Source organism: Streptomyces sp. MH60, assembly GCF_002939385.1.
Taxonomy (GTDB): domain Bacteria; phylum Actinomycetota; class Actinomycetes; order Streptomycetales; family Streptomycetaceae; genus Streptomyces.
Window position 1 is genome coordinate 1 of record NZ_MULI01000083.1, and the last position, 21,419, is coordinate 21,419.

A 21,419-nucleotide genomic window follows, 5' to 3' on the forward strand; every position below is an offset into this window, starting at 1 on the left:
AGCGCCTCGGCGTCTCCCAGATGCACGTCTCCCGGCTCATCTCCCGCCTGCTGACCCGCCTGCGGGAGGGCATGCTCGACCACGCGTAGGCGCGTCGCCCGGATCGCGCGGGCCCCGCCCGGCAGCACCACCGACAGCACCCGAGCCGGTCGCCACGCAGGCCCACCGGCCGTATGAGCGTGCGTACGACCCGCCCCGGCCCCCAACCGAGAGGTCGCACGCGTGACCCGAGGCAGCCAACTACGGGGCCGGTCGGGCCCGTCGGCCGAAGAGGATGCCGCGTGGTTCCGGTGGCGGGGGAGTGCCGCGTTTGAGCGGCCAGGCGAGGAGCATGCCGACCGCGAAACCGACCACATGGGCCACGTAGGCGACGGTGCCGGCGTCGGACACGCCCTGGCCGCCGGAGTAGAGCGCCTGGAGGACGAACCACAGGCCCAGGACGATCCAGGCGGGCAGCCGCAGCGGCAGGAAGATCAGGAAGGGGACGAGGACCCAGACGCGGGCCCTCGGATACAGCACCAGATAGGCGCCCAGCACCCCGGCGATCGCGCCGGACGCGCCGATCAGCGGGGCGCCCGAGTCGGCGTTGAGGAGCGCGAAGCCGTAGGTCGCCGCGTAACCGCACACGCCGTAGAACAGCAGGAAGGAGACGTGGCCCATCCGGTCCTCGACGTTGTTGCCGAAGATCCACAGGAAGAGCATGTTGCCCAGCAGGTGCGGCCAGCCGCCGTGCAGGAACATCGCCGTCAGGACGCTCAGTTCCGGCGACTTGTCGTAGCCGGGCGGCGCGACCACGCAGCCGGGCCCCTGCGGGCCGACCCCGACGGCACCCGTGGGCACCAGGCGGGGCATCCGGTGCTGGAGCAGTTCCTGCGGCACCGCCGCCCAGTGGTCCAGGAAGGCCCGGAGGTCACACATCTGTGCGAGGCTGCCGTCGCCCGTCGCCGACCCGGTCATGCCGGGGGTGAACAGGAACACCAGGACGTTCGCGAGGATCAGGGCGTACGTCACCCACGCGGTGCGGCGCGTCGGGTTCACGTCATGGACGGGGATGACCACGAGACACTACTGCCCGCCCGGCGGACGGTGTACCGGTGCGTTCCGTTGAACGCCCCCGTCCGTGTGTACGTATGCCCTCTCAACCGCCCGCGGTCCGGGGAAGGCGGGGCGCGGGGACGACGTGAGGAACAGGCGATGAACGAACGGGTCACACCGGCTCCGGCGATGCACGCCCTGCCCGACGGCGAGGCCGAGGTCGCCCTCGTGCTGCGGCTGCCCTGGGAGGACGTCGCCCGGCTCGGTCAGGAAGCGGGACGGCTGGCCGCGCAGATGCAGCGGCCGGTGACCCTGGACGAGGCGGTGAGCCACCGGCTGCGCGCCACCCGGGCCGCGACGCACGCCAGGCCGGCCGGTGAGCAGCCGCCCGCCGTGGCGACCGCCCCGGCGCCGGTTGCCACCCCGGGCTCGGTGTCCTCCCTGCCGTCCCGGCCCCCGGCCGAGCAGGCCCGGCAGGCCATCGACCGCATCAACGGGACGGGCTGACCGGCGCAGCCGCTCAGCGCTGCTCCTCGACCGCCCGCGCCGCCTTGCGCGCCGCCACCAGCACCGGGTCCCACACCGGGGAGAAGGGCGGCGCGTAGCCCAGGTCCAGGGCGGTCATCCGCTCGACCGTCATCCCGGCCGTGAGGGCCACCGCGGCGATGTCGACCCGCTTGCCCGCGCCCTCACGGCCGACGATCTGGACGCCGAGCAGCCGCCCGGTGCGCCGCTCGGCCAGCATCTTCACCGTCATGGGCGAGGCGTCCGGGTAGTAGCCCGCGCGGCTGGTGGACTCGATGGTCACCGTCACGAACCGGAGCCCCGCGCGCAGCGCGTCCTTCTCCCTGAGGCCGGTCCGCGCGATCTCCAGGTCGCAGACCTTGCTGACCGCCGTGCCGACCACGCCCGGGAAGGTGGCGTAACCGCCGCCCACGTTGGTGCCGATGACCTGTCCGTGCTTGTTGGCGTGGGTCCCCAGCGGAATGTGCCGCTCCCGGCCGGAGACCAGGTCGAGCACCTCCACGCAGTCGCCGCCCGCCCAGATGTTCTCGTGGCCGCGCACCCGCATCGCCAGATCGGTCAGCAGCCCGCCGTGCGCGCCGAGCGGCAGCCCCGCGGCCGCGGCGAGTCCCGTCTCGGGCCGTACGCCGATGCCGAGCACCACCACGTCCGCCGGGAACTCGGCGTCCTCCGTCGCCACCGCCCGGACCCGGCCGTCGTCCCCGGTCAGCACCTTGGTGACCTCGGCGCCGTCGACCATCGTGATGCCGAGACCCTCCATCGCCTCGTGCACCATGCGGCCCATGTCCGGGTCGAGCGTCGACATCGGCTCGCGGCCGCGGTTGACGACCGTCACCTCGTAGCCGCGGTTGATCAGCGCCTCGGCCATCTCCACGCCGATGTACCCGGCGCCGACGACCACCGCGCGACGGCCACGCGTGCGGGCCAGCGTGTCGAGCAGCGCCTGCCCGTCGTCCAGCGTCTGCACCCCGTGCACACCGGGCGCGTCGACACCCGGCAGCTCCGGCCGGATCGGCCGCGCCCCGGTCCCGATCACGAGCTTGTCGTACGACGTCCAGGACTCGGCCCCGGAATCCACGTCACGCGCGCGGACCCGCCCCCCGGCCACGTCGATCTCCGTGACCTCGGTGCGCATCCTGAGGTCGATGTCCCGGGCGCGGTGCTCCTCGGGCGTGCGCGCGACGAGCTGGTCCCGTTCGGGCACGTCGCCGCCGACCCAGTACGGGATGCCGCACGCCGAGAACGAGCTGAAGTGTCCGCGCTCGAACGCCACGATCTCCAGCTCGTCCGGACCCTTCAGCCGACGCGCCTGCGACGCCGCGGACATCCCCGCGGCGTCACCACCGACGACGACCAGCCGTTCCCTCGTACCGCCCGCAGCGCTCATGCTCATGCGAACACGCTACGCGGGCGGGGCATTTCACTCCCGCCCGCCGCCGTCCCCGCCGGGGGCCGCCTCCCCACGCGGCGCCGCGGACGCCGGCGCCGGACGGCGCGGCAGCCTGCGGCGTACGACCCGCAGCCACAGCAGCGCGAGCAGCGCCGCCACCGCGGCGAACGGCAGCACGGCGCCGAGCACCACCGCCACCCAGCGCAGCATCGTCACGAAGGCGTCCCAGCCGCCGGCCAGCGCGTCCATGAATCCGGGGTCGTCGTCCTCCTTCTTCTTCTCCTCGTGCTTCACCGGGGTCTCCGACAGGGAGAGGGTGATGGTGGCCAGGCTCGTGCGGTCCTTCAGGGCCGCCTGCCGGGCGAGCAGCGCCTCCAGCTCCGCCTGGCGGGTGCTCAGCTCGCCCTCCAGGGACACCACGTCGCTCAGCTTCGTCGCCCGGTCCATCAGCTCGCGGACCCGGGCCACACTGGCGCGCTGCGACTTCACGCGGCTGTCCACGTCCACCACCTGGTCGGTGACGTCCTCGGCCTGCGCGTCGCGCCGGAGCAGCTTCCCGGCGCCCTCCAGCTCGTCGAGCACGTCCTCGTACCGCTCCACCGGCACGCGCAGCGTCACCTCGGTCCGTTCATGGCCCTCCGCGTCCCGGGTGGTGGACTCGTCACCGACGTAACCTCCGGCGTCCTCGGTCGCGGTGCGGGCCGCGTCCAGCGCCTCGGACGTGTCCCGGACCTGAACGCTCAGGGAGACCGTGCGGATGAGGTGGGCCGGGGCGAGCTTCGGCGGGGCGCTCGCGTCGGCGCCGTCGGCCCGGCCCGCACCGGCCGCGCCGGTCCCGTCGTCGGCCTGCGAGCCCTCCGCCCGCGAGCCCTCCTGCGGCGCGGCCGCCTTGGCGCCGCCGCCCGAGTCGGACCCGGCGTCCGACCCGCTGCAGCCGGTCAGGGCCAGCGCCGTGACCAGCAGCAGGCCGGCCAGGGCGCGGGCGGGTGGCGTGGATCTTCTCGTCGTTGCTCGTCGTGTCCGCATGGTGGGTACCCCCGGGGTGGTAGCGACTGATGTCTCTACGACGCACGCGGGGGCTCGTACGACGGCGCGGAACGGTCCCGAAGAGATCACGGTCCGGACTCGCGGGACGGACGGGTGCGCGGAACGCGGGAACCGGGGTCTGAGACGCTGGGGGCATGAGCGCAAGCGAGACCACGGCGGGCGAGACTCCCCCGGAAGAGGAACCTGGACACGTAGTCGTCGTAGGAGCCGGTATCGCCGGACTGGCCGCCGCCCACCGCCTCCTGGAGGGCGGCGCCCGGGTGACCGTCCTGGAGGCGTCCGGCCGCGTCGGCGGCAAGCTGCTGCCCGGCGAGATCGCCGGAGTGCGCGTCGACCTCGGCGCCGAGTCGATGCTGGCCCGCCGCCCGGAGGCCGTCGGCCTGGCCCGCGCCGCCGGACTCGCCGACCGCCTCCAGCCGCCGTCCACCGCGTCGGCCTCCCTGTGGACCCGCGGCGCCCTGCGCCCCATGCCCAAGGGCCACGTCATGGGCGTCCCCGGCACCGCCGCCGCCCTGTCCGGCGTGCTCTCCGAGGAGGGCCTCGCCCGCATCGAGCGCGACGCCGCACTGCCCCGCACCGAGGTCGGCGACGACGTGGCGGTGGGGGAGTACGTCGCCGCGCGGCTCGGCCGCGAGGTCGTCGACCGCCTCGTCGAACCCCTGCTGGGCGGCGTCTACGCGGGTGACGCCTACCGCATCTCCCTGCGCTCGGCCGTGCCGCAGCTCTTCGAGGCCGCCCGCACCCACACCTCCCTCACCGAGGCGGTCCGCGCCCTCCAGGGCCGCACCGCCACCTCCCCGGCGAGCGGCCCGGTGTTCATGGGCATCGAGGGCGGCATCGGCACCCTCCCGCTCGCCGTCGCCGCGTCGGTCCGCGCCCGCGGCGGCGAGATCGTCACCGACGCGCCCGTCACCGAGCTGCGCCGCACCGCGTCCGACGGCTGGCGGATCGTCGCCGGCGACCGGGTGCTGCACGCCGGCGCGGTCGTCGTCGCCGTACCCGCCCGCCCCGCCGCCGAACTGCTGCGCGCCGAGGCGCCCGCCGCCGCGGCCGAGCTGTCCGCCGTCGAGTACGCCTCGATGGCCCTGATCACGCTCGCCTACCGCCGCTCGGCGGCCGCCGCGCTCCCCGAGGGCAGCGGCTTCCTCGTACCGCCGGTCGACGGGCACACCATCAAGGCGTCCACCTTCGCCTCCCGCAAGTGGGGCTGGATCGCCGACGAGGACCCCGACCTGGTCGTCCTGCGCACCTCGGTCGGCCGGTACGGCGACACGGAGATCCTCGGCCGCGACGACGCGGGCCTCGTCGCCGTCTCCCGGCACGACCTGGCCGAGGCCACCGGGCTGACCGCCACGCCGGTCGCCACCCGCGTCACCCGCTGGCGGGACGGCCTGCCGCAGTACCCCGTCGGCCACCACGCGCGCGTGGCCCGCGTCCGCGAGCACGTCGCGAAACTCCCGGGCCTCGCGGTGTGCGGCGCGGCCTACGACGGCGTCGGCATCCCGGCCAGCATCGCGAGCGCGTACGCGGCCGTCGACCAGATCCGGGGCGACTTCGCCGGTGTGGAGCGGCTCACGGCCCACCCGGTGCAGAGCCTGCACGGCGGAGCGGGAGAATAGGGCCATGAGTGACGACGCCTCCACCCCCGCGGCCGAGCGCATCCCCAACAAGGGCAAGCTGGCCAAGGACCTCAACGAGGTCATCCGCTACACCCTCTGGTCCGTCTTCAAGCTCAAGGACACCCTCCCCGAGGACCGCGCCGGGTACGCCGACGAGGTCCAGGAGCTGTTCGACCAGCTCGCCGCCAAGGACGTGACGATCCGCGGCACCTACGACCTGTCCGGGCTGCGCGCCGACGCCGACCTGATGATCTGGTGGCACGCCGAGACCGCCGACCAGCTGCAGGAGGCGTACAACCTCTTCCGCCGCACCAGGCTGGGCCGTGCGCTGGAGCCGGTCTGGTCGAACATGGCGCTGCACCGCCCCGCCGAGTTCAACCGCTCGCACATCCCGGCCTTCCTGGCCGACGAGACGCCGCGGAACTACATCAGCGTCTACCCGTTCGTGCGCTCCTACGACTGGTACCTGCTGCCCGACGAGGACCGCCGCCGCATGCTCGCCGACCACGGCAAGATGGCCCGCGGCTACCCGGACGTGCGGGCCAACACGGTCGCCTCCTTCTCGCTGGGCGACTACGAGTGGATCCTCGCCTTCGAGGCCGACGAGCTGCACCGCATCGTCGACCTCATGCGCCACCTGCGCGGCTCCGAGGCCCGCCGCCACGTCCGCGAGGAGATCCCGTTCTACACGGGGCGCCGCAAGGACCTCGGCGAGCTGATCGCCGGGCTGGCCTGATCAGCCGGCCCAGTCGAAACCGCCTGATCCGTCAGGCCCTCGGCCTCGGCTCCGGGCGCGGGGCGCACGACGTGTCCCGCGCCGGGAGGCGGCCCTCCAGCAAGTACGCCTCCAGGTGGCCGTTGACGCACGCGTTGGGCCCGGCCGCGATGCCGTGCGTCCCCGCGTCCCGCTCGGTCACCAGCACCGAGCCCGCCAGCCGCCGCCGCAGCTCCAGCGCCCCCTCGTAGGGCGTCGCCGCGTCCCGTTCCGCGGCCAGGACCAGCGTCGGCGGCAGCTCACCCGGCGCGGTGCGCACGTCCAGGGGCCGCTGCCGGGGCGCCCGCCAGTAGGCGCACGGCAGGTTCGTCCAGACGTTGTCCCAGGTCTCGAACGGCGCCCGGCGGGCCAGCCGCGTGTTGTCCCGGTCCCAGACCTCGAAGTCGGTCGGCCAGGGCGCGTCGTTGCACTCCACGGCCGTGTACACGGCGTTCGAGTTCTCCGCCCCGACCGCGCCCTCCTCGGTCCGCGTCCCCGCCTGGTCGACCAGCGGCTGCGGATCACCCTTCAGGTACGCCGACAGCGCCTCCGCGCGGTGCGGCCAGTAGTCGTCGTAGTACCCGGCCTTCAGGAACGCCCCCTGCAACTGCGCGGGGCCCACCGTCCCGCCCGCGGGCTGTGCCGCCAGCCGCGCGCTCGCCTCCTCGTAGCTGTTCTGCACCTTCCTCGCGGTGTCCCCGAGCCCGTACACGGCGTCGTGCTCGGCGACCCACGCCTTGAAGTCGTCCCAGCGGTCCTCGAACGCCTCGGACTGGTCGAGGTTGTTGCGGTACCAGATCTGCTCCGGGTCGGGGTTCACCACCGCGTCGAACACCATTCGCCGCACGTGGGAGGGGAACAGCTCGGCGTACAGCGCGCCGAGGTAGGTGCCGTACGACGCGCCCATGAAGGTGAGCCGCCGCTCGCCCAGCGCGGCGCGGACCACCTCCAGGTCCCGGGCGTTGTTGAGCGAGTGGTAGTGCCGCAGCGCCTCCCCGCCCCGTTCCGCGCAGTCGCGCGCGTACGCCTCGGCCTCGGCGGCGCGCTGCTCCTTGTACGCGTCCGAGGGCCGCGTCGGGGCGGGGCGGGGCCCCTTGAAGAAGTCCCCGGGGTCCTGGCAGGACAGCGGCGCGGAGGGCGCGACCCCGCGCGGGGCGTAACCGACGAGGTCGTAGGCGGCGGCGACGCGCTTCCACTCGGGCACCATGCCCACCAGCGGGAAGTACAGCCCGGAGGCGCCGGGACCGCCCGGGTTGAAGAGGAGGGCGCCCTGGCCGGGCACCTCGCGCTTGCCGTCGTCCGGGTCCTTGTGGGTGGCCCGCGCCCGGCTGACGGTCAGCTTGATCCGCTTCCCGTCGGGGTGGGCGTAGTCCAGCGGCACGGACACGGTGCCGCAGCGGATGCCGCCCGGCAGCTGCTCCGCCTTCGGGCACCTGCCGAACTCGATCCCGGCCGCCGCCGCGCGCCGGGCGGCCACGGCGGTACCGCGCGCCTCGGCGGACCCGGGCCCGGCCGAGGGGACGGACTGGGCCGGGGTGGCGGACTGGGCCGGGGTGGCGGCGAGGGTGGTCAGCAGTAAGGCCCCGGCGGCCGAGTAGAGGGCGGCAGCTCGCATCGCGTATCCCTTCGGTGCACGGTGTGACACAAGGGATGTTTGGTGCGCCGGCCGGGCGGGGCAAGCACCGCCCGCGGGTGTCGCCGCCGAGTGCCTCCGTGCGCCCCCGGCGTGGTCAGGCGCGGCGCTCCCAGTGGTCCCCGGCGTACTTCTCGCGGTGCGCGAAGGCCGCACGCAAATCCGGTTCGCCGATCGCGTGGACGCCGCGCACGGCGACCGAGGTGAGGAAGGTCCGGTCGTCGGCCGTGCCGTCGGCCTGCCGGACGAGGGCGCCGACCAGCCGCTGCCCGGCGGGGGAGGCCCAGCGGGCGTACGGGTGGATCTCCATGCGGGTGATGGCGAGGCACCCCAGGGTCAGGGCGAGCGGCAGCGCGAACCAGAGGGCGATGAGCAGACGCGGCTCGGTGGCGGGCAGCGGCAGCGCCAGGGCGACCAGGCCGAGCGCGCACACCGTCACCGCGGCGACCCGCACCCGCCGCACCCCGGCCGCGACGCCACCGGCGCCGCCGTCGGGGACCGCGAGGCCCGCTCCGACCAGCCGGTCGGCCAGGCTCCGTACCGCGTCGGCGGCGGCCGCGGCGGCCCGTACCGGCGCTATCCGCGACTGTCCCCCGGGCCCTATCGCCCCTATGACCGACCGCTCCATGTCGTCCCGGCCGCACGGGTCGACGACGGTCGCCCAGCCGGTGTGCGCGAGCAGCAGCCGGCGCTGGCGCGCCATCGAGACCAGCGTCAGGTCGGCCACCCGCCGCGGGCCGCCGGACAGGAACGCCGCCTCGTACAGCGTCAGCGTGTGCTCACGGACGACGGCGTGCGGTTCGACGGCCGCCGCGCGCACGGCCGCCAGGCACAGCCGCAGGCACGCGAGACCGGCGACGGCCCAGGCCGACAGGAGGAAAAGGACCCAGAACATGCCGTACTTCTATGCCAAGGGCTTTCGCCGGCGCCATGCCCTGTTCACATTCCGGGACGCAGTGTTGTGGGTATGTGACGTTCCGTTTGACGATGTCCCCCGAGACGGTCCCCGGTTCAACGGCGGAGCAGGACGCGCCTGGTCGCACGGGCCAGCCGGACCCCGGGACGCGCCGAGCGCGGCACCGGTCCCGACCGCTCCAGCCACCACTCCCGCAATTCCCGCCGCACACCCGGGTCCTCGTCCCCGAGCCCCGTCCGCAGCACGTGTGCGACGAAGTCGAGGGCGTCCCGCCGGTAGCCGCCGGTCATCGGACAGCCCCGTGCGTAGGCGAGGAAGGCCGGCCGGTACCGCGCGCCCAGGATCACCGGCAGCTCGGGCGCGACCTTCCCGACCACGTCGGCCCGCTTCCCGGCCAGCGCCCGCGCCTGCACCCCCAGCCGCACCCGGTCGAACCCGTCGGGCACGGGCGTCCCCGCGACCAGTGCGGACAGCAGCGCGGCCTGCGCCAGCCCGAGCCGCTGCCGTACGGCGTCGTCGGCGCCGGAGCCCGCATCGGCGCCGGTGCGCGGGGTGCGGGCGGCCGCCCGGCTCCCGGTGGCCGCCGCCCGCCCCTTCTCCACGGCGACGCGGATCGCCTCCACCTCGCTCCGCAGCTCGTCGCCGTCGGGGAAGTTCTCGTCCCGCTCCAGCAGGACGCCCGGCGGTGCGACGCGCGAGGCGAGGTCGGTCAGGATGTCCAGCACCGGCCGCGGTACGGGGTGGGCGTGGCTGTCGTGCCAGACGCCGTCCCGCTCGAAGCCGCCCGCGACGTGGACGTACGCGATGGCCTCCAGGGGCAGCTCACCGAGCGCGCGGGCCGGGTCCTCGCCCAGGTTGACGTGGTTGGTGTGCAGGTTGGCCACGTCGATCAGCAGCCGCACGCCGGTCCGGTCGGCCAGCTCGTACAGGAACTGCCCCTCCGTCAGTTCCTCGCCCGGCCAGGAGACGAGCGCGGCGATGTTCTCCACGGCGAGCGGCACGGGCAGCGCGTCCTGGGCGATGCGCACGTTCTCGCACAGCACGTCGAGGGCGTCCCGGGTGCGGGGAACGGGCAGCAGGTGCCCCGCCTCAAGAGGTGGTGTGGCGGTCAGCGCCCCGCCCGCCCGTACGAACGCGATGTGCTCGGTGACCAGCGGCGAGCCCAGGACCTCCGCCCGCTCGGCCAGCGCCGCCAGCCGCCCCGCGTCCGGCCGGTCCGCGCCGCCGAGCCCCAGCGAGACCCCGTGCGGCACGACGGTCACCCCGCGCTCGCGCAGCCGCAGCAGCGAGTCGGGCAGATGCCCGGGACACAGGTTCTCGGACACGGCCTCGACCCAGTCGATGCCGGGCATCCCCTCCACGACGTCCGCGATCTCCGGCCGCCATCCGATACCGGTGCCCAGCCGCGCCATGCGCTCCATGGTTGCCTCCCCTCCGGCGAACATGTCGGGGGTATCGCCCACCCGGCCCGGGCCGAACCCCGGGCGGGGCATGTTCAGAGCTACATCTGAGGTTCCCGCCGCCGCAGCGCCGGGTGGTCCGCCACCACCGTGCAGGAGCCCGGCGCGATCTCCGTGAACCCGGCGTCGCGCACCACCGGCAGGGCGCCGGTGGTGAGGCCGGGCCAGCGGGCCGGGTCCGCGGTGCGCACCGACAGCGGGAAGCCCGCGTCGCGCCAGGCCGTCCGCTCGCCGTCCGACAGTTCCCACCAGGCGAGCTGCGCCCCGTGGCCCGCCTGGGCCATCGCCTTGCCCGCCGACATCTCCAGGTCCGGGTTCATCCAGAGCACCGGCGTGGCGGGGTCGGCGTCGGCCGGCGGCTCGGGGTCGTCGAGGTCGGTGCCGGAGACCTGGAGGCGGGCCAGGTCCTTGGGCCAGCCGTCCAGCGGAACGGGCGGGAAGACCCGCACCTCGGCCGTCTTGCCGGTGACCGTGATGCCGGGCAGCGCCTCGGCCCGGCGCCACTCCGCGCCGCGGGCCCGCCGTACGACCTTGCGGATGCGGGCGTCCTGCCAGTCCCGCACCGCCCGCGCCCACGCGCCGTCACCGGCCGACCGCTCGTCGGCGAGCATCACCAGCACCGCACGGGCCGCGGTCTCCAGCGCGTCGGTACGGGGCGGCGGCGCCGCCCGCTCGATGCGCACGACCAGCGGCAGCACGAACTGCGGCGCGAGGTCGCGGTCGCCGGGCTCGGGACGGAAGGGGCTGTCGGGGACGGGAACGGGGGCGGGGACGGGAGTCGTCGGGTCGTTGCTCACGCCCTACAGTCTGCCAAGCCTCCCGCCCGAGCCCGCCAAGCCTCCGGCCCGCGAGAGTATGGCCCCCTGCGCCCCGATCTCCGGCTGGACGGCGTGGGACGCCGCTACGGCATCCGCGGCCCGTGCGCTGAGTTCGCGCGGGCCGTCAGCCTGAGCAGGCGGTGCGCTGCGCCTCCTGCCACTCGCAGACCGGGCAGAGCGTGACGCCCTTGTACGACTCCGGGTACTCCGTCGGTTCCCGGCACAGGACGCATTCCGCGTACGGGGGGCCGTCGGCCCTGGGCGGCCGGGGCGCCGTGTCGATCAGGGAGTAGCCGCCGGGCTCGCAGCCGGGGCCGTCGGGGCCGTCGGCGCCCGGGTCGTGTTCGTCGCTCATGCCTCCAGCGTAGGCCCGTCAGCGGCGCCCGTTCGCGGCGCCGATCAACTCCGAGACCTTCACGAAGCGGTAGCCCTGGCGGCGCAGCTCGGGCACCACCGCCCGGACCACCTCCTCGGTCACCGGGGCGGCGCTGCGCGTGCAGTGCATGACGACGACCGAACCCGGCCGCACCCCGTCGAGCACCTGCCGGGTCACCGCGTCGGCGTCGGTGGCGAAGGCGTCCCCGCTCACCACGTCCCACTGCACGGCGGTGACTCCGGTGGCCGACAGTTCCCTGAGTGCGGCCTTGTCGTAGCAGCCGCCGGGGAAGCGGAAGTACGGCATCGGGTTCGGCACCCCGGCCTTCTCGAAGGCGGTGTACGCCCGTTCCAGGTCCGTACGCATGCGGTCCTCGGACACGGTCGGCAGGCCGTAGCAGTCGTCGGTGTAGGCGTAGTGGCTGTAGGAGTGGTTGGCGATCTCGAACCGCGGGTCCCGGCCGATGGAGCGGGCCTCGTCCGGATACTCCTCGGCCCAGCGGCCGGTCATGAACACGGTGGCCGGCACCTTCAGCTTCCGCAGCGTCGCGATCAGTCGAGGGTTGTCGAACCGTTCGCCCGACGCCGCGCGCGGCCCCTGGTCGGCGGTCATGTCGGCGTCGAAGGTGAGGGCGACCAGCTTGCCGTCCTTCGTGCCCTCCGTGCGCGGGCCGTGTTCGAAGACCGGCGTGAGGCCCCCGGGGCCGGGGGCGAGGGTGGGCGTCCGGGCGGAGGGCGGTGACGGGGCGGGGGCCGAGGGTGCCGGGCGGGGGGTCTGCTCGGCCCCGGTGGTTCCGCAGGCGGCGAGGGCGGCGCCCAGGGCACAGAGGGCGGCGGCGCGTCGTACGAAAGTGATCACCGTACGAACGTAGGAGTGGGATATTCGGTTTGTATGACTGTGGGGGGTGACGTGCCGCCGTGCTCACCCGCCCGGCCCAGCCGCCGTCAGATGTCCCGCTGCTCCAGCGGCCTGGTCGCCGGGCCCTCCAGCACCTTGCCGTCCGTGTCGAAGCGGGAGCCGTGGCAGGGGCACTCCCAGGCGCGCTCGGCCGCGTTGAAGTCGACCAGGCAGCCCAGGTGGGTGCAGCGCGGCGAGACGGCGTGCAGGGCGCCGGCCTCGTCCCGGTAGACCGCGAGCCGGTCGCCGCCCGCCCGGACCACCGCGCCCTCGCCCGGCGGCAGCGCGTCCACCGGCGGCGCGGGCCGCAGCCGGTCGCCGACGAAGTGCCTGGCCACCTCGGCCTGCGTCTTGAGCAGCGCGGGTGCCTCACGCACCGCCGTGCGCAGCCGCCGCGGGTCGTACAGCCCGCTCCAGGCGCACTCCTCGCCGGTGATCTGCGCGGTGAGCAGCCGGCCCGCCATCATGCCGCCGCTCAGTCCCCAGCCGCCGAAGCCGGTGGCGACGTAGGTGTGGTGCGCGCCCGGGTGCAGTGGACCGGCCATCGGCACGGTGTCGGTGGGGTCGATGTCCTGCGTGGCCCAGGCGTGGGTGCGGTCGACGCCGGGGAAGTGCTCGTCCGCCCAGGAGGCCAGGCGGTCGAAGCGCTCGCGGGTGTCGCCCGTGCCGGGCGTGAAGTGCTCGCCGGTGACGACGAGCAGGCGGCGGCCCGCGTCGTCCAGGGGGGCCGTACGCACCGAGCGGGTGTTCTCCTCCGGCGTGATGTACATGCCGTCGACGTCGCGGTCCGCCTCGACGGCCCCGGCGACGACCAGCTCGCGGCGCGGGGAGAGGCGGGCGAAGAGCAGCGCCCGGTCGAAGATCGGGTAGTGCGTGGCGACCACGACGTCCCGGGCGGTGACCGTCGCCCCCGCCTCCGTCCTCACCCGGCACGGCTCGCCCTCGTCCAGGCCCTGGACGGTGGTGTCCTCGAAGATCCGCCCGCCGTGCGCCTCCAGGTCCGCGGCGAGCGCCCGCAGGTACTTCAGGGGATGGAACTGGGCCTGCCCGGTCACCTTCACCGCGCCCGCCACCGGGAACGGCAGCCCGGTCTCCGTCACGAACGACGCCGGCAGCCCCGCCTCCTTCGCGGCCGCCGCCTCCGCCCGTACCTCGTCGACGCGGCCCGGATCGCGGACGTAGGTGTACGCGTCGCGTGTCTCCCAGTCGCAGTCGATGCCCAGCTCGGCGACGATCCCGGCGGCGCGCTCGATCGCCTCGGACTGCGAGCGGGCGTACAGGCGGGCGCCCTCGGGACCGCGGGTGCGGCGCAGTTTGTCGTAGACCAGGGTGTGCTGGGCGGTCAGCTTGGCGCTGGTGTACCCGGTGACACCGGCGGCGACCCGCCCGGCCTCCAGGACCGCCACACTCCGCCCGGCCCGCGCCAGCTCCCAGGCCGTACTGAGCCCCGCGACGCCGGCGCCGATCACGGCGACGTCGACGTCGAGATCCTCGGCGAGCGCGGGGCGGGGCGCGCCGCCCGGTGCCGTCTGAAGCCAGTACGAGCCGTTGACCTGCACGTTCTGAGTCATGCGGCCCGGGTACCCCATGGCCGCGGCTTCAGTGACCGGGCGTGCGCGCCCCGCCTGGGACCCGGCCGCTACCTGCGCCAGGGACCCGTCACCGCGAAGGTGGTGCCGGGCGTGTAGCAGTTGACGTACATCGTGTCGCCGTCCGGGGAGAAGGTGACACCGGCGAACTCACCCCACTCGGGCTCCTCCTCCGTGCCGATGTTCTGCGCGCCGCGGGCCATCGCGTACACCTCGCCGCGCCGGGTCACGCCGAAGACGTGCTGCGCGCCGTTGCCGTCCTCGCAGACCATGAGGCCGCCGCTGGGCGCGAGGCAGATGTTGTCCGGGGACTCGCCCGGGAGCTGCACGTCGGTGTCCGGGCCGAAGACGATCACCAGGGTGAGCCGGCGCCGCTCGGGGTCGTAGCGCCAGATCTGGCCGTAGTGGTCGGCGGCCGAGCCCTCGTCGCTGTGGGCGAAGGACGACACGAAGTACACGCTGTGCCCGCCCCAGTAGCAGCCCTCCAGCTTCTGGGCGTGGGTGATGCCGCCCCGGCCGAAGTCCTGGAAGCGGATGGGCGTCCCGTCGGCCAGCGGGTCGGGCACGTCCACCCACTCGACGCGGTCGAAGGTGGCCCCCGTCTCCTGGATCGAGGAGAGGTCGGGCACGCCGGGCACGCGCATCGCCTGGAGCCGGCCGCCCGCCCGCAGCGAGCCGCGGCCGCCGAGCGGCTTCTCGGGCAGGAACCGGTAGAAGAGACCGAACGGCCGGTCGAAGGCGTCCTCCGTCTCGTAGACGACGCCGCGCCTCGGGTCGACGGCGATCGCCTCGTGCTGGAAGCGGCCCATCGCGGTCAGCGGCACCGCGCCGGTGCGGTGCGGGTCGGCCGGGTCGACCTCGAAGATGAAGCCGTGGTCCTTGGTGTAGCCGTTGGTGCCGGCCCGGTCCTCGGTCTCCTCGCAGGTCAGCCACGTGTTCCAGGGCGTGTGCCCGCCCGCGCAGTTGACGGCCGTACCGGCGATGGCGACCCGCTCGGACAGGACGTGGTTGCGGGAGTCCAGCTCCAGCGCGGTACAGCCGCCCTTGCCCTCCGGGTCGTACGTCAGGCCCTTGACGGTGGGGACCGGGACCCGGCCGTCGGCGCGGTTCTCGTGGTTGCGGACCAGGCGGGTGTGGCCGTGTCTGCCCGGGAAGGCGGACATGCCGTCGTGGTTGGACGGCACCGGGCCCTCCCCGGAACGCAGCCGGTCGCCCTCGCGGGACAGCACCCGGTAGCGGAAGCCCTTGGGCAGGTCCAGCAGGCCGTCGGGGTCGGGCACCAGGGGGCCGTAGCCGGTGTGGCCCAGGGGCTGGGCGGCGGCGGTACCGGCGAAGAGTTCGGACAGGGCGCCGGTGAAGGCGATGCCTGCGCCCAGGGCTCCGGTACGGGCGAGCACCTGGCGGCGGGTCGCCGCGCTGTGGGACGTGGACATGGGGAAACCTTCCTGCTGGCGGACAGGACTGTGACCCGCCGTGTCTATCACCTGCCAGGAGTCCCGGGAACCACGCGCGTAGCTCGTGTCACCGCTCGACCGGGTGCTCCTGCGCCTTTTCCAGGAAGCGCAGCAGCTCCACGGGGAAGGGCAGCACCAGGGTGGAGTTCTTCTCGGCGGCCACCGCCACGACCGTCTGGAGCAGCCGCAGTTGCAGGGCCGCGGGCGTCTCGGACATCTGCCGGGCCGCCTGCGCGAGCACCTTCGACGCCTGGAGTTCGGCGTCCGCGTTGATCACCCGAGCGCGCCGCTCCCGGTCGGCCTCGGCCTGGCGGGCCATCGAGCGCTTCATGGTGTCCGGCAGGGAGACGTCCTTGATCTCGACCCGGTCGATCTGCACGCCCCAGCCGACCGCGGGGCTGTCGATCATCAGCTCCAGCCCCTGGTTCAGCTTCTCCCGGTCGGACAGCAGGTCGTCCAGGTCGCTCTTGCCGATGATGGACCGCAGCGAGGTCTGGGCCATCTGCGAGACGGCGAACCGGTAGTCCTCGACCCGCACCAGCGCGTTGGCCGCGTCGACGACCTTGAAGTACACGACCGCGTCCACCCGCACGGTGACGTTGTCGCGGGTGATGCCCTCCTGAGCGGGCACCGGCAGCGTGACGATCTGCAGGTTCACCTTGTGCAGCCGGTCCACGAACGGCACGATCATCGTGAACCCGGGGCCGCGCTCCTGACCCGCCAGCCGTCCGAGCCGGAAGACCACCCCGCGTTCGTACTGCCGGACGACCCGCGCCGCCGCGGCGACGTAGAGGACGCCCGCGCTGCCGACGGCGGCGGCCGCGGTCAGAAGCTCCTGGACCATGGCGGCCTCCTCACTCGGAGGACGGTTTTTCACCCTTTATGCCACGATAGGCCCGCCGCCGGTTCCGGGGCCATGCCCGGGAACCGGCGGCGGGTTTCCGGCTACACCCCCGCCTTCTCCGGTTCGGTGACCTTCACCGGGTCCGTGCCGGTGGCGCTGTGCCGTTCGGCCCAGTTCTCCAGGGCCGTGCGGCAGGCGTGGTCCAGATGGTGCAGCCCGGACAGGTCCAGCTCGACCGGGCGGTCCTGCGGCAGCGCCTCCAGGCCCTCCAGGATCTTCGGCAGCCGCAGGAAGGTCGCGTTGCCGGTCAGATGGGCCTGGACGGGGCCCGCGCCCTTGTCGACGATCTCCAGCTTGAGGTGCGAGGCCTCCCAGGCGGTCTTGACCACGGACAGGGCCAGACCGATCAGCACGCCCTCGAACATGTTGACCGCGACGATCGAGACGGCCGTGACCACCAGGATCAGCGCCTCGCCCCGGTGGTCGCGCCACAGCGGCAGGATGCTGCGGAACGGGATCAGCTTCCAGCCCGCGTGGACCAGGATGCCCGCCAGCGCGGGCAGCGGGATCAGGCCCAGCACGGACGGCAGCAGCGCCGCGAACAGCAGCAGCCACACGCCGTGCAGCACCCGGGACGCCTTGGTGCGGGCCCCCGCGGCCACGTTGGCGGAGCTGCGCACGATGACCGCGGTCATCGGCAGCGCGCCGAGCACACCGCACACGGTGTTGCCCGCGCCCTGCGCCATCAGCTCCTTGTCGTACTCCGTGCGCGGCCCGTCGTGCAGCCGGTCCACCGCAGCGGCGCTGAACAGGCTCTCCGCCGAGGCGATCAGCGTGAAGGCGACGATCGTGCCGAGCAGGCCCACGCTCGCCAGTTCGCCGAAGGCGTCGGCGCCGGGCGGCTGGATCACGTCCAGCAGGCCGCTCACCTCGACGGTCGCGACCGACAGGCCGAACGCCGCCGTGACCGCGGTGGCCAGGCCGACGGCGGCCAGCGCCCCCGGCACGGTCTGCGCCCGCTTCGGCAGCCGCTTCCACAGCACCATCACCGCGACGGTGCCCGCGCCCAGGGCGAGCGAGGTCAGCGCCTCGGTGCTGCCCAGCGCTTCGGCGGCGGCCCCGGGCAGCCCGGTGAGCTTGTCGATGCCGGAGGCCGGCGCCTCGAGACCGGCGGCCGAGTAGAGCTGGCCGGCGATGAGCACCAGACCGATGCCGGCCAGCATGCCCTCGACGACCGACAGGGAGATCGCCCGGAACCAGCGCCCCAGCTTCAGGGCGCCCATCACGAGCTGGATGATCCCGGTGGCGAGCACGATGACGCCGAGCGCGGCCAGCCCGTACTGGTCGACCGCGCCGAAGACCAGCACGGTCAGCCCGGCGGCCGGGCCGGAGACCTGGAGGCTGCTGCCCGGCAGGAAACCGGTGACCAGGCCGCCCACGATGCCGGTGACCAGGCCCAGTTCGGCCGGGACACCCGAGGCTACGGCCACGCCGACGCACAGCGGGAGCGCGACCAGGAACACGACGAGGGACGCGGTGAGGTCCTGCCGCCAGTGCGGGAACCTTCGGTTCTGATCGGCTATGAGGGACATGCCGGCGCTCACAGGGTCTCGAACGCGTCGGTGTCCGCGCGGTGCGCGCGCACGAGGCCGGTGTGGACCTCGTAGTACCAGCCGTGCAGCCGCAGTCGGCCGTCCGCCAGCCGCTGCTCGACGCAGGGGTAGGAGCGCAGGCGCAGCAGTTGCGCCAGGACGTGGTGCTGCACGGCCCCGGCGACCGTCGGGTCGGCGGGGTCGCAGGGCTCCGGCTCGTCCGCCGCGTGCGCCAGCCAGTCGCGCACGGCGGGTACGGCGGTCAGGTCGTCGCCGCGCACCAGCGCGCCGACGGCGCCGCAGTGCGAGTGGCCGCAGACCACGATGTCGGCGACGCCGAGGACCTGGACGGCGTACTCGACGGTGGCCGCCTCGCCGGAGGGGCGCTCGGTGGCGTAGGGCGGGACGATGTTGCCGGCGGTGCGCAGCTCGAAGAGCTGGCCGGGCCGGGCGCCCGTGATCAGGGCCGGTACGACCCGGGAGTCGGAGCAGGTGATGAACAGGACTTCGGGCGACTGGCCTTGGGCGTGCCCGGCGAACTCCTCAGGGCGCTGTCCGAACGTACGGGCGTTGTCGATGAGGGGTTGCATGATGAGGTATTCCTCCTGGCGCGCCGTGGGGGCGCGTCGGACGGGTGGGACAGAGGTGGGGGATGTGCCGGTGGTCCGTCAGCAGCGGAAGACCTGAAGGGCCGCGGGCGAGTGGTCCGGCGCGGATCTCGGCCGGTGCGCGGTCGCCAGGGCCGGCCTGAGGGGCGCGGGCGCCGCGGGGTCGCGCTGTCGCGCGCACGGGCGCTCGGGGGTGTCGGGCTGGGGCACGGCGGTGGTGCGGTGCCGGTCGCGGACCCCCGCGGAACCGTTCGGGTTCCCGGAGCGGCCGGTGTCGTGGCAGGTGACGGTCTCGTCGTAGGCGGCCGTGCCGGAGAGGGTGGTTCCGGGGTGGGTGTTGGCCACGGCATCACGGCTCGTGTGCGCGGATGCGAAGGGTGAGCCGGGTGCGAAGACCGCCAGGGCGAGCAGGACGGCGGCGAGGAGCGGAAACACGGTCCGGGCCGTCGTGCCGCGTGACATACGCCCCCCTCCAGGCAGTTCGCGCCGAGGGCGCGCGCCGGTGCACGGTCAAAGCAAGGTCAACGCATGGTCAATGCGTGGTCAAGAAACACGTTAACCCTGCAACGGGCTTTGCAGGGTTAACGTGGCGTTACGAGCCGGAAGAGAGCCTGAAATCGGCGGGTGGGTTGGCGGGAATGGACTGCTCCGGCCGCCCTCAGGGCGTGTCGACCAGGCGCGCGGCGTCCCGGGCCAGCGCGGTGAGCCGGGAGATCGCCCGGAAGTACTTCTTGCGGTACCCGCCGTTCAGCATCTCCTCGCTGAACAGCCGGTCGAAGGGCAGTCCGGAGGCCAGGACGGGCACCTCGCGGTCGTAGAGCCGGTCCGCGAGCACCACGAGCCGGAGCGCCGTCGACTGGTCGGGCACCGGGCGCACCCCGGTGAGGCACACGGCCGTCAGACCGTCGGTCAGGGCACCGTAACGGCTGGGGTGGACGCGGGCGAGGTGGTCGAGGAGGGCGGGGAAGTCGTCCAGGGATGCACCCTCGGTGGCCCGCGCCGCACGGGTCACCTGCTCGTCGGAGTACGGCGCCGGGGCCTTGGGCAGACCGCGGTGGCGGTAGTCCTCGCCGTCGATGCGCAGGGCGCGGAAGTGGGCGGACAGGCCCTGGATCTCGCGCAGGAAGTCGGCCGCCGCGAACCGGCCCTCGCCGAGCTTGCCCGGCAGCGTGTTGGAGGTGGCGGCCAGTGCCACGCCGGCCTCCACGAGCCGGGCGAGCAGGCTGGAGACGAGGACGGTGTCGCCGGGGTCGTCGAGCTCGAACTCGTCGATGCACAGCAGGCGGTGCCCGGACAGGGTCCGCACGGTCTGCTGGAAGCCGAGGGCGCCGACGAGGTTGGTCAGCTCCACGAAGGTGCCGAACGCCTTGCGGGAGGGCTCGGCGGGGGTGGCGTGCCACAGGGAGGCCAGCAGGTGGGTCTTGCCGACGCCGTAGCCGCCGTCGAGGTACACGCCGCGGGGTCCGGCCGGGGTCTTCGGCGCCTTGCCGCGGCCCAGCCCGAAGAAGCCGCGCCTGCCGGTGGCCGCGCCGGACGCCTCGCCCAGCCCGCCCGCGAAGTCCTCCAGGACCCGTACGGCCTCGCTCTGGCTGGGCTGGTTCGGGTCCGGGAGGTACGTCCCGAAGCGGACGGAGTCGAAACGGGGCGGGGGCACCATCTCGGCGACCAGACGGTCCGCGGGGACGTGGGGCTCGCGGGCGCACAGGGAGACCGGGGCCGGAGCCGTCCCGGTTATCGGGGCGGGAACGGAGGCGGGGGAGGAGGACGACACGGTACTCAATGGTAGGGCCTGCCCGGAGGGCCGCGCCGCCGCCCGGACCGCGGGCGGGGGCGGACGTGGCGCGGGTCGGGGCGCCGGGGTGCGGTCGTGCGGGTCGGCAGGGCGTCGGCCTGCGGGGTTGGGGTGTCGGTCGCGTGGAACACTGCACCCCATGCGACGCCTGTTCCCCGTGCCCGCCGTGACCGATCCGACCGTCGGCCCGGGCGGCTCCGAGACCGACCGGGAGTGGAGCCTGGCCGAGCTGGCCGCCGCCTACGCCTACCCCGAGCCGGACGGGGACCGGGAGACGTGGCTGCGGGCCAACATGGTCTCCACCCTCGACGGCGCCGCCCAGCACGACGGCCGCTCCCAGCCCATCTCCAGCGCGACCGACATGCGTGTCTTCGGCACCCTGCGCGCACTGGCGGACGTGGTGATCGCCGGTGCCGAGACCGTACGGCAGGAGGGGTACCGGCCGGCCCGCGTACGGCCCGACTTCGCCGAGGCGCGGCGGGCGGCCGGTCAGCCACCCGTGCCGGTGATCGCGGTGGTCAGCGCGAGCCTGGAGCTGGACTTCTCCCTTCCGCTGTTCACCTCCCCGCTCGTGCCCACCCTCGTGCTGACCGGAGCCGCCGCGGCCCCGGACCGGATCGCGGCCGCCGAGAGGGCCGGGGCCCGGGTGGTGATCGCGGGTGACGGCGTCGGCGTGGACCCGGCCCGTGCCCTCGGGGCGCTCGCGGAGCTGGGGCACACCCGGCTGCTGACCGAGGGCGGCCCGCGGCTGCTGGGGCAGTTCGTCACGGCCGGGGTGCTCGACGAGCTGTGCCTGACCGTCTCCCCGATGCTGACCGCGGGGGACGCGCAGCGGATCGCGGGCGGACCGGCGGTCGAGGTCCCACGGCGGTTCGTACTGGCGTCCCTGCTGGAGGAGGAAGGTTTCCTCTTCAGCCGTTACCGGCGTGACTAGGGCGAATCCGGGCAGGTGCGCACGGCGGCGACCGGACCGGCGTTCGATCGTTACCGCACATCCGGGAATCGGCGGAATCTTCCGTTCCGTTTAGTCCGCGCCGGGCACACTGATTCCGGCAGTACCCGTGCGATCA

General features: G+C 74.1%; 20 protein-coding genes. 4 read left to right on the plus strand and 16 right to left on the minus strand.

Features of this window, described 5'->3' with window-relative positions:
- Nucleotides 1-240 precede the first annotated feature (240 nt).
- The gene (locus tag BZZ08_RS32440) at nucleotides 241-1,059 is read right to left on the minus strand and encodes a rhomboid family intramembrane serine protease (RefSeq protein WP_104635775.1); all 819 of its coding nucleotides are present in this window, start codon (nucleotides 1,057-1,059) and stop codon (nucleotides 241-243) included.
- A 135-nt stretch (nucleotides 1,060-1,194) separates the two neighbouring features.
- On the opposite strand from BZZ08_RS32440, the gene BZZ08_RS32445 reads away from it, so the two are divergent.
- Nucleotides 1,195-1,542, plus strand: coding sequence for a hypothetical protein (locus BZZ08_RS32445; protein WP_104635776.1), 348 nt, complete (start codon nucleotides 1,195-1,197; stop codon nucleotides 1,540-1,542).
- A 13-nt stretch (nucleotides 1,543-1,555) separates the two neighbouring features.
- On the opposite strand, the gene BZZ08_RS32450 is transcribed toward BZZ08_RS32445, so the two are convergent.
- Nucleotides 1,556-2,953 (minus strand): FAD-dependent oxidoreductase, encoded by a 1,398-nt coding sequence (locus BZZ08_RS32450; RefSeq protein ID WP_104635777.1) that lies wholly within the window; start codon nucleotides 2,951-2,953, stop codon nucleotides 1,556-1,558.
- 27 nt (nucleotides 2,954-2,980) lie between these two features.
- Nucleotides 2,981-3,976 (minus strand): DUF4349 domain-containing protein, encoded by a 996-nt coding sequence (locus BZZ08_RS32455; RefSeq protein WP_104635778.1) that lies wholly within the window; start codon nucleotides 3,974-3,976, stop codon nucleotides 2,981-2,983.
- Nucleotides 3,977-4,131: 155 nt separating this feature from the next.
- On the opposite strand from BZZ08_RS32455, the gene hemG reads away from it, so the two are divergent.
- Complete coding sequence (hemG, locus tag BZZ08_RS32460) at nucleotides 4,132-5,616, plus strand: protoporphyrinogen oxidase (RefSeq protein WP_104635779.1); 1,485 nt, start codon at nucleotides 4,132-4,134, stop codon at nucleotides 5,614-5,616.
- A gap of 4 nt (nucleotides 5,617-5,620) precedes the next feature.
- Nucleotides 5,621-6,352 carry a hydrogen peroxide-dependent heme synthase gene (gene hemQ / locus BZZ08_RS32465; protein WP_104635780.1) on the plus strand — a complete coding sequence of 244 codons (732 nt, stop codon included), beginning with the start codon at nucleotides 5,621-5,623 and terminating at the stop codon, nucleotides 6,350-6,352.
- 31 nt (nucleotides 6,353-6,383) lie between these two features.
- Here hemQ and BZZ08_RS32470 read toward each other — a convergent pair whose 3' ends face one another.
- From BZZ08_RS32470 to zapE, 13 genes are all read right to left on the minus strand, one after another.
- Entirely contained in the window at nucleotides 6,384-7,985 is a 1,602-nt protein-coding gene (locus BZZ08_RS32470) for an alpha/beta hydrolase (RefSeq protein WP_198601823.1), read from the minus strand.
- A 115-nt stretch (nucleotides 7,986-8,100) separates the two neighbouring features.
- Nucleotides 8,101-8,898 (minus strand): TIGR04222 domain-containing membrane protein, encoded by a 798-nt coding sequence (locus BZZ08_RS32475; RefSeq protein WP_104635782.1) that lies wholly within the window; start codon nucleotides 8,896-8,898, stop codon nucleotides 8,101-8,103.
- Nucleotides 8,899-9,014: 116 nt separating this feature from the next.
- Nucleotides 9,015-10,331, minus strand: coding sequence for a DUF692 domain-containing protein (locus BZZ08_RS32480; protein ID WP_104635800.1), 1,317 nt, complete (start codon nucleotides 10,329-10,331; stop codon nucleotides 9,015-9,017).
- Between the two features lie 89 nt (nucleotides 10,332-10,420).
- The gene (locus BZZ08_RS32485) at nucleotides 10,421-11,176 is read right to left on the minus strand and encodes a peptidyl-tRNA hydrolase (protein WP_104635783.1); all 756 of its coding nucleotides are present in this window, start codon (nucleotides 11,174-11,176) and stop codon (nucleotides 10,421-10,423) included.
- 145 nt (nucleotides 11,177-11,321) lie between these two features.
- A complete protein-coding gene (locus BZZ08_RS32490) occupies nucleotides 11,322-11,552 on the minus strand; it encodes a hypothetical protein (protein ID WP_104635784.1) in 231 nt (76 codons plus the stop codon).
- Between the two features lie 18 nt (nucleotides 11,553-11,570).
- A complete protein-coding gene (locus BZZ08_RS32495; RefSeq protein WP_104635785.1) occupies nucleotides 11,571-12,431 on the minus strand; it encodes a polysaccharide deacetylase family protein in 861 nt (286 codons plus the stop codon).
- Nucleotides 12,432-12,517: 86 nt separating this feature from the next.
- Nucleotides 12,518-14,041, minus strand: coding sequence for an FAD-dependent oxidoreductase (locus BZZ08_RS32500; protein WP_198601824.1), 1,524 nt, complete (start codon nucleotides 14,039-14,041; stop codon nucleotides 12,518-12,520).
- 68 nt (nucleotides 14,042-14,109) lie between these two features.
- Nucleotides 14,110-15,492 carry a PhoX family protein gene (locus BZZ08_RS32505; RefSeq protein ID WP_104635787.1) on the minus strand — a complete coding sequence of 461 codons (1,383 nt, stop codon included), beginning with the start codon at nucleotides 15,490-15,492 and terminating at the stop codon, nucleotides 14,110-14,112.
- Between the two features lie 88 nt (nucleotides 15,493-15,580).
- Nucleotides 15,581-16,357, minus strand: a complete 777-nt coding sequence (locus tag BZZ08_RS32510) for a slipin family protein (RefSeq protein ID WP_104635788.1) — start codon at nucleotides 16,355-16,357, stop codon at nucleotides 15,581-15,583.
- 101 nt (nucleotides 16,358-16,458) lie between these two features.
- Nucleotides 16,459-17,949: a SulP family inorganic anion transporter gene (locus BZZ08_RS32515; protein WP_104635801.1), complete on the minus strand. Its 1,491-nt coding sequence runs from the start codon at nucleotides 17,947-17,949 to the stop codon at nucleotides 16,459-16,461.
- A gap of 8 nt (nucleotides 17,950-17,957) precedes the next feature.
- Nucleotides 17,958-18,539 (minus strand): carbonic anhydrase, encoded by a 582-nt coding sequence (locus BZZ08_RS32520; protein WP_104635789.1) that lies wholly within the window; start codon nucleotides 18,537-18,539, stop codon nucleotides 17,958-17,960.
- 78 nt (nucleotides 18,540-18,617) lie between these two features.
- Nucleotides 18,618-19,019 carry a hypothetical protein gene (locus BZZ08_RS32525; RefSeq protein ID WP_104635790.1) on the minus strand — a complete coding sequence of 134 codons (402 nt, stop codon included), beginning with the start codon at nucleotides 19,017-19,019 and terminating at the stop codon, nucleotides 18,618-18,620.
- Between the two features lie 196 nt (nucleotides 19,020-19,215).
- On the minus strand, nucleotides 19,216-20,328 hold the full coding sequence (gene zapE / locus BZZ08_RS32530) for a cell division protein ZapE (protein ID WP_198601825.1): 1,113 nt from the start codon (nucleotides 20,326-20,328) through the stop codon (nucleotides 19,216-19,218).
- Nucleotides 20,329-20,488: 160 nt separating this feature from the next.
- Here zapE and BZZ08_RS32535 point away from each other — a divergent pair, with 160 nt between their 5' ends.
- Nucleotides 20,489-21,283, plus strand: coding sequence for a pyrimidine reductase family protein (locus BZZ08_RS32535; protein WP_104635791.1), 795 nt, complete (start codon nucleotides 20,489-20,491; stop codon nucleotides 21,281-21,283).
- Nucleotides 21,284-21,419 lie beyond the last annotated feature (136 nt).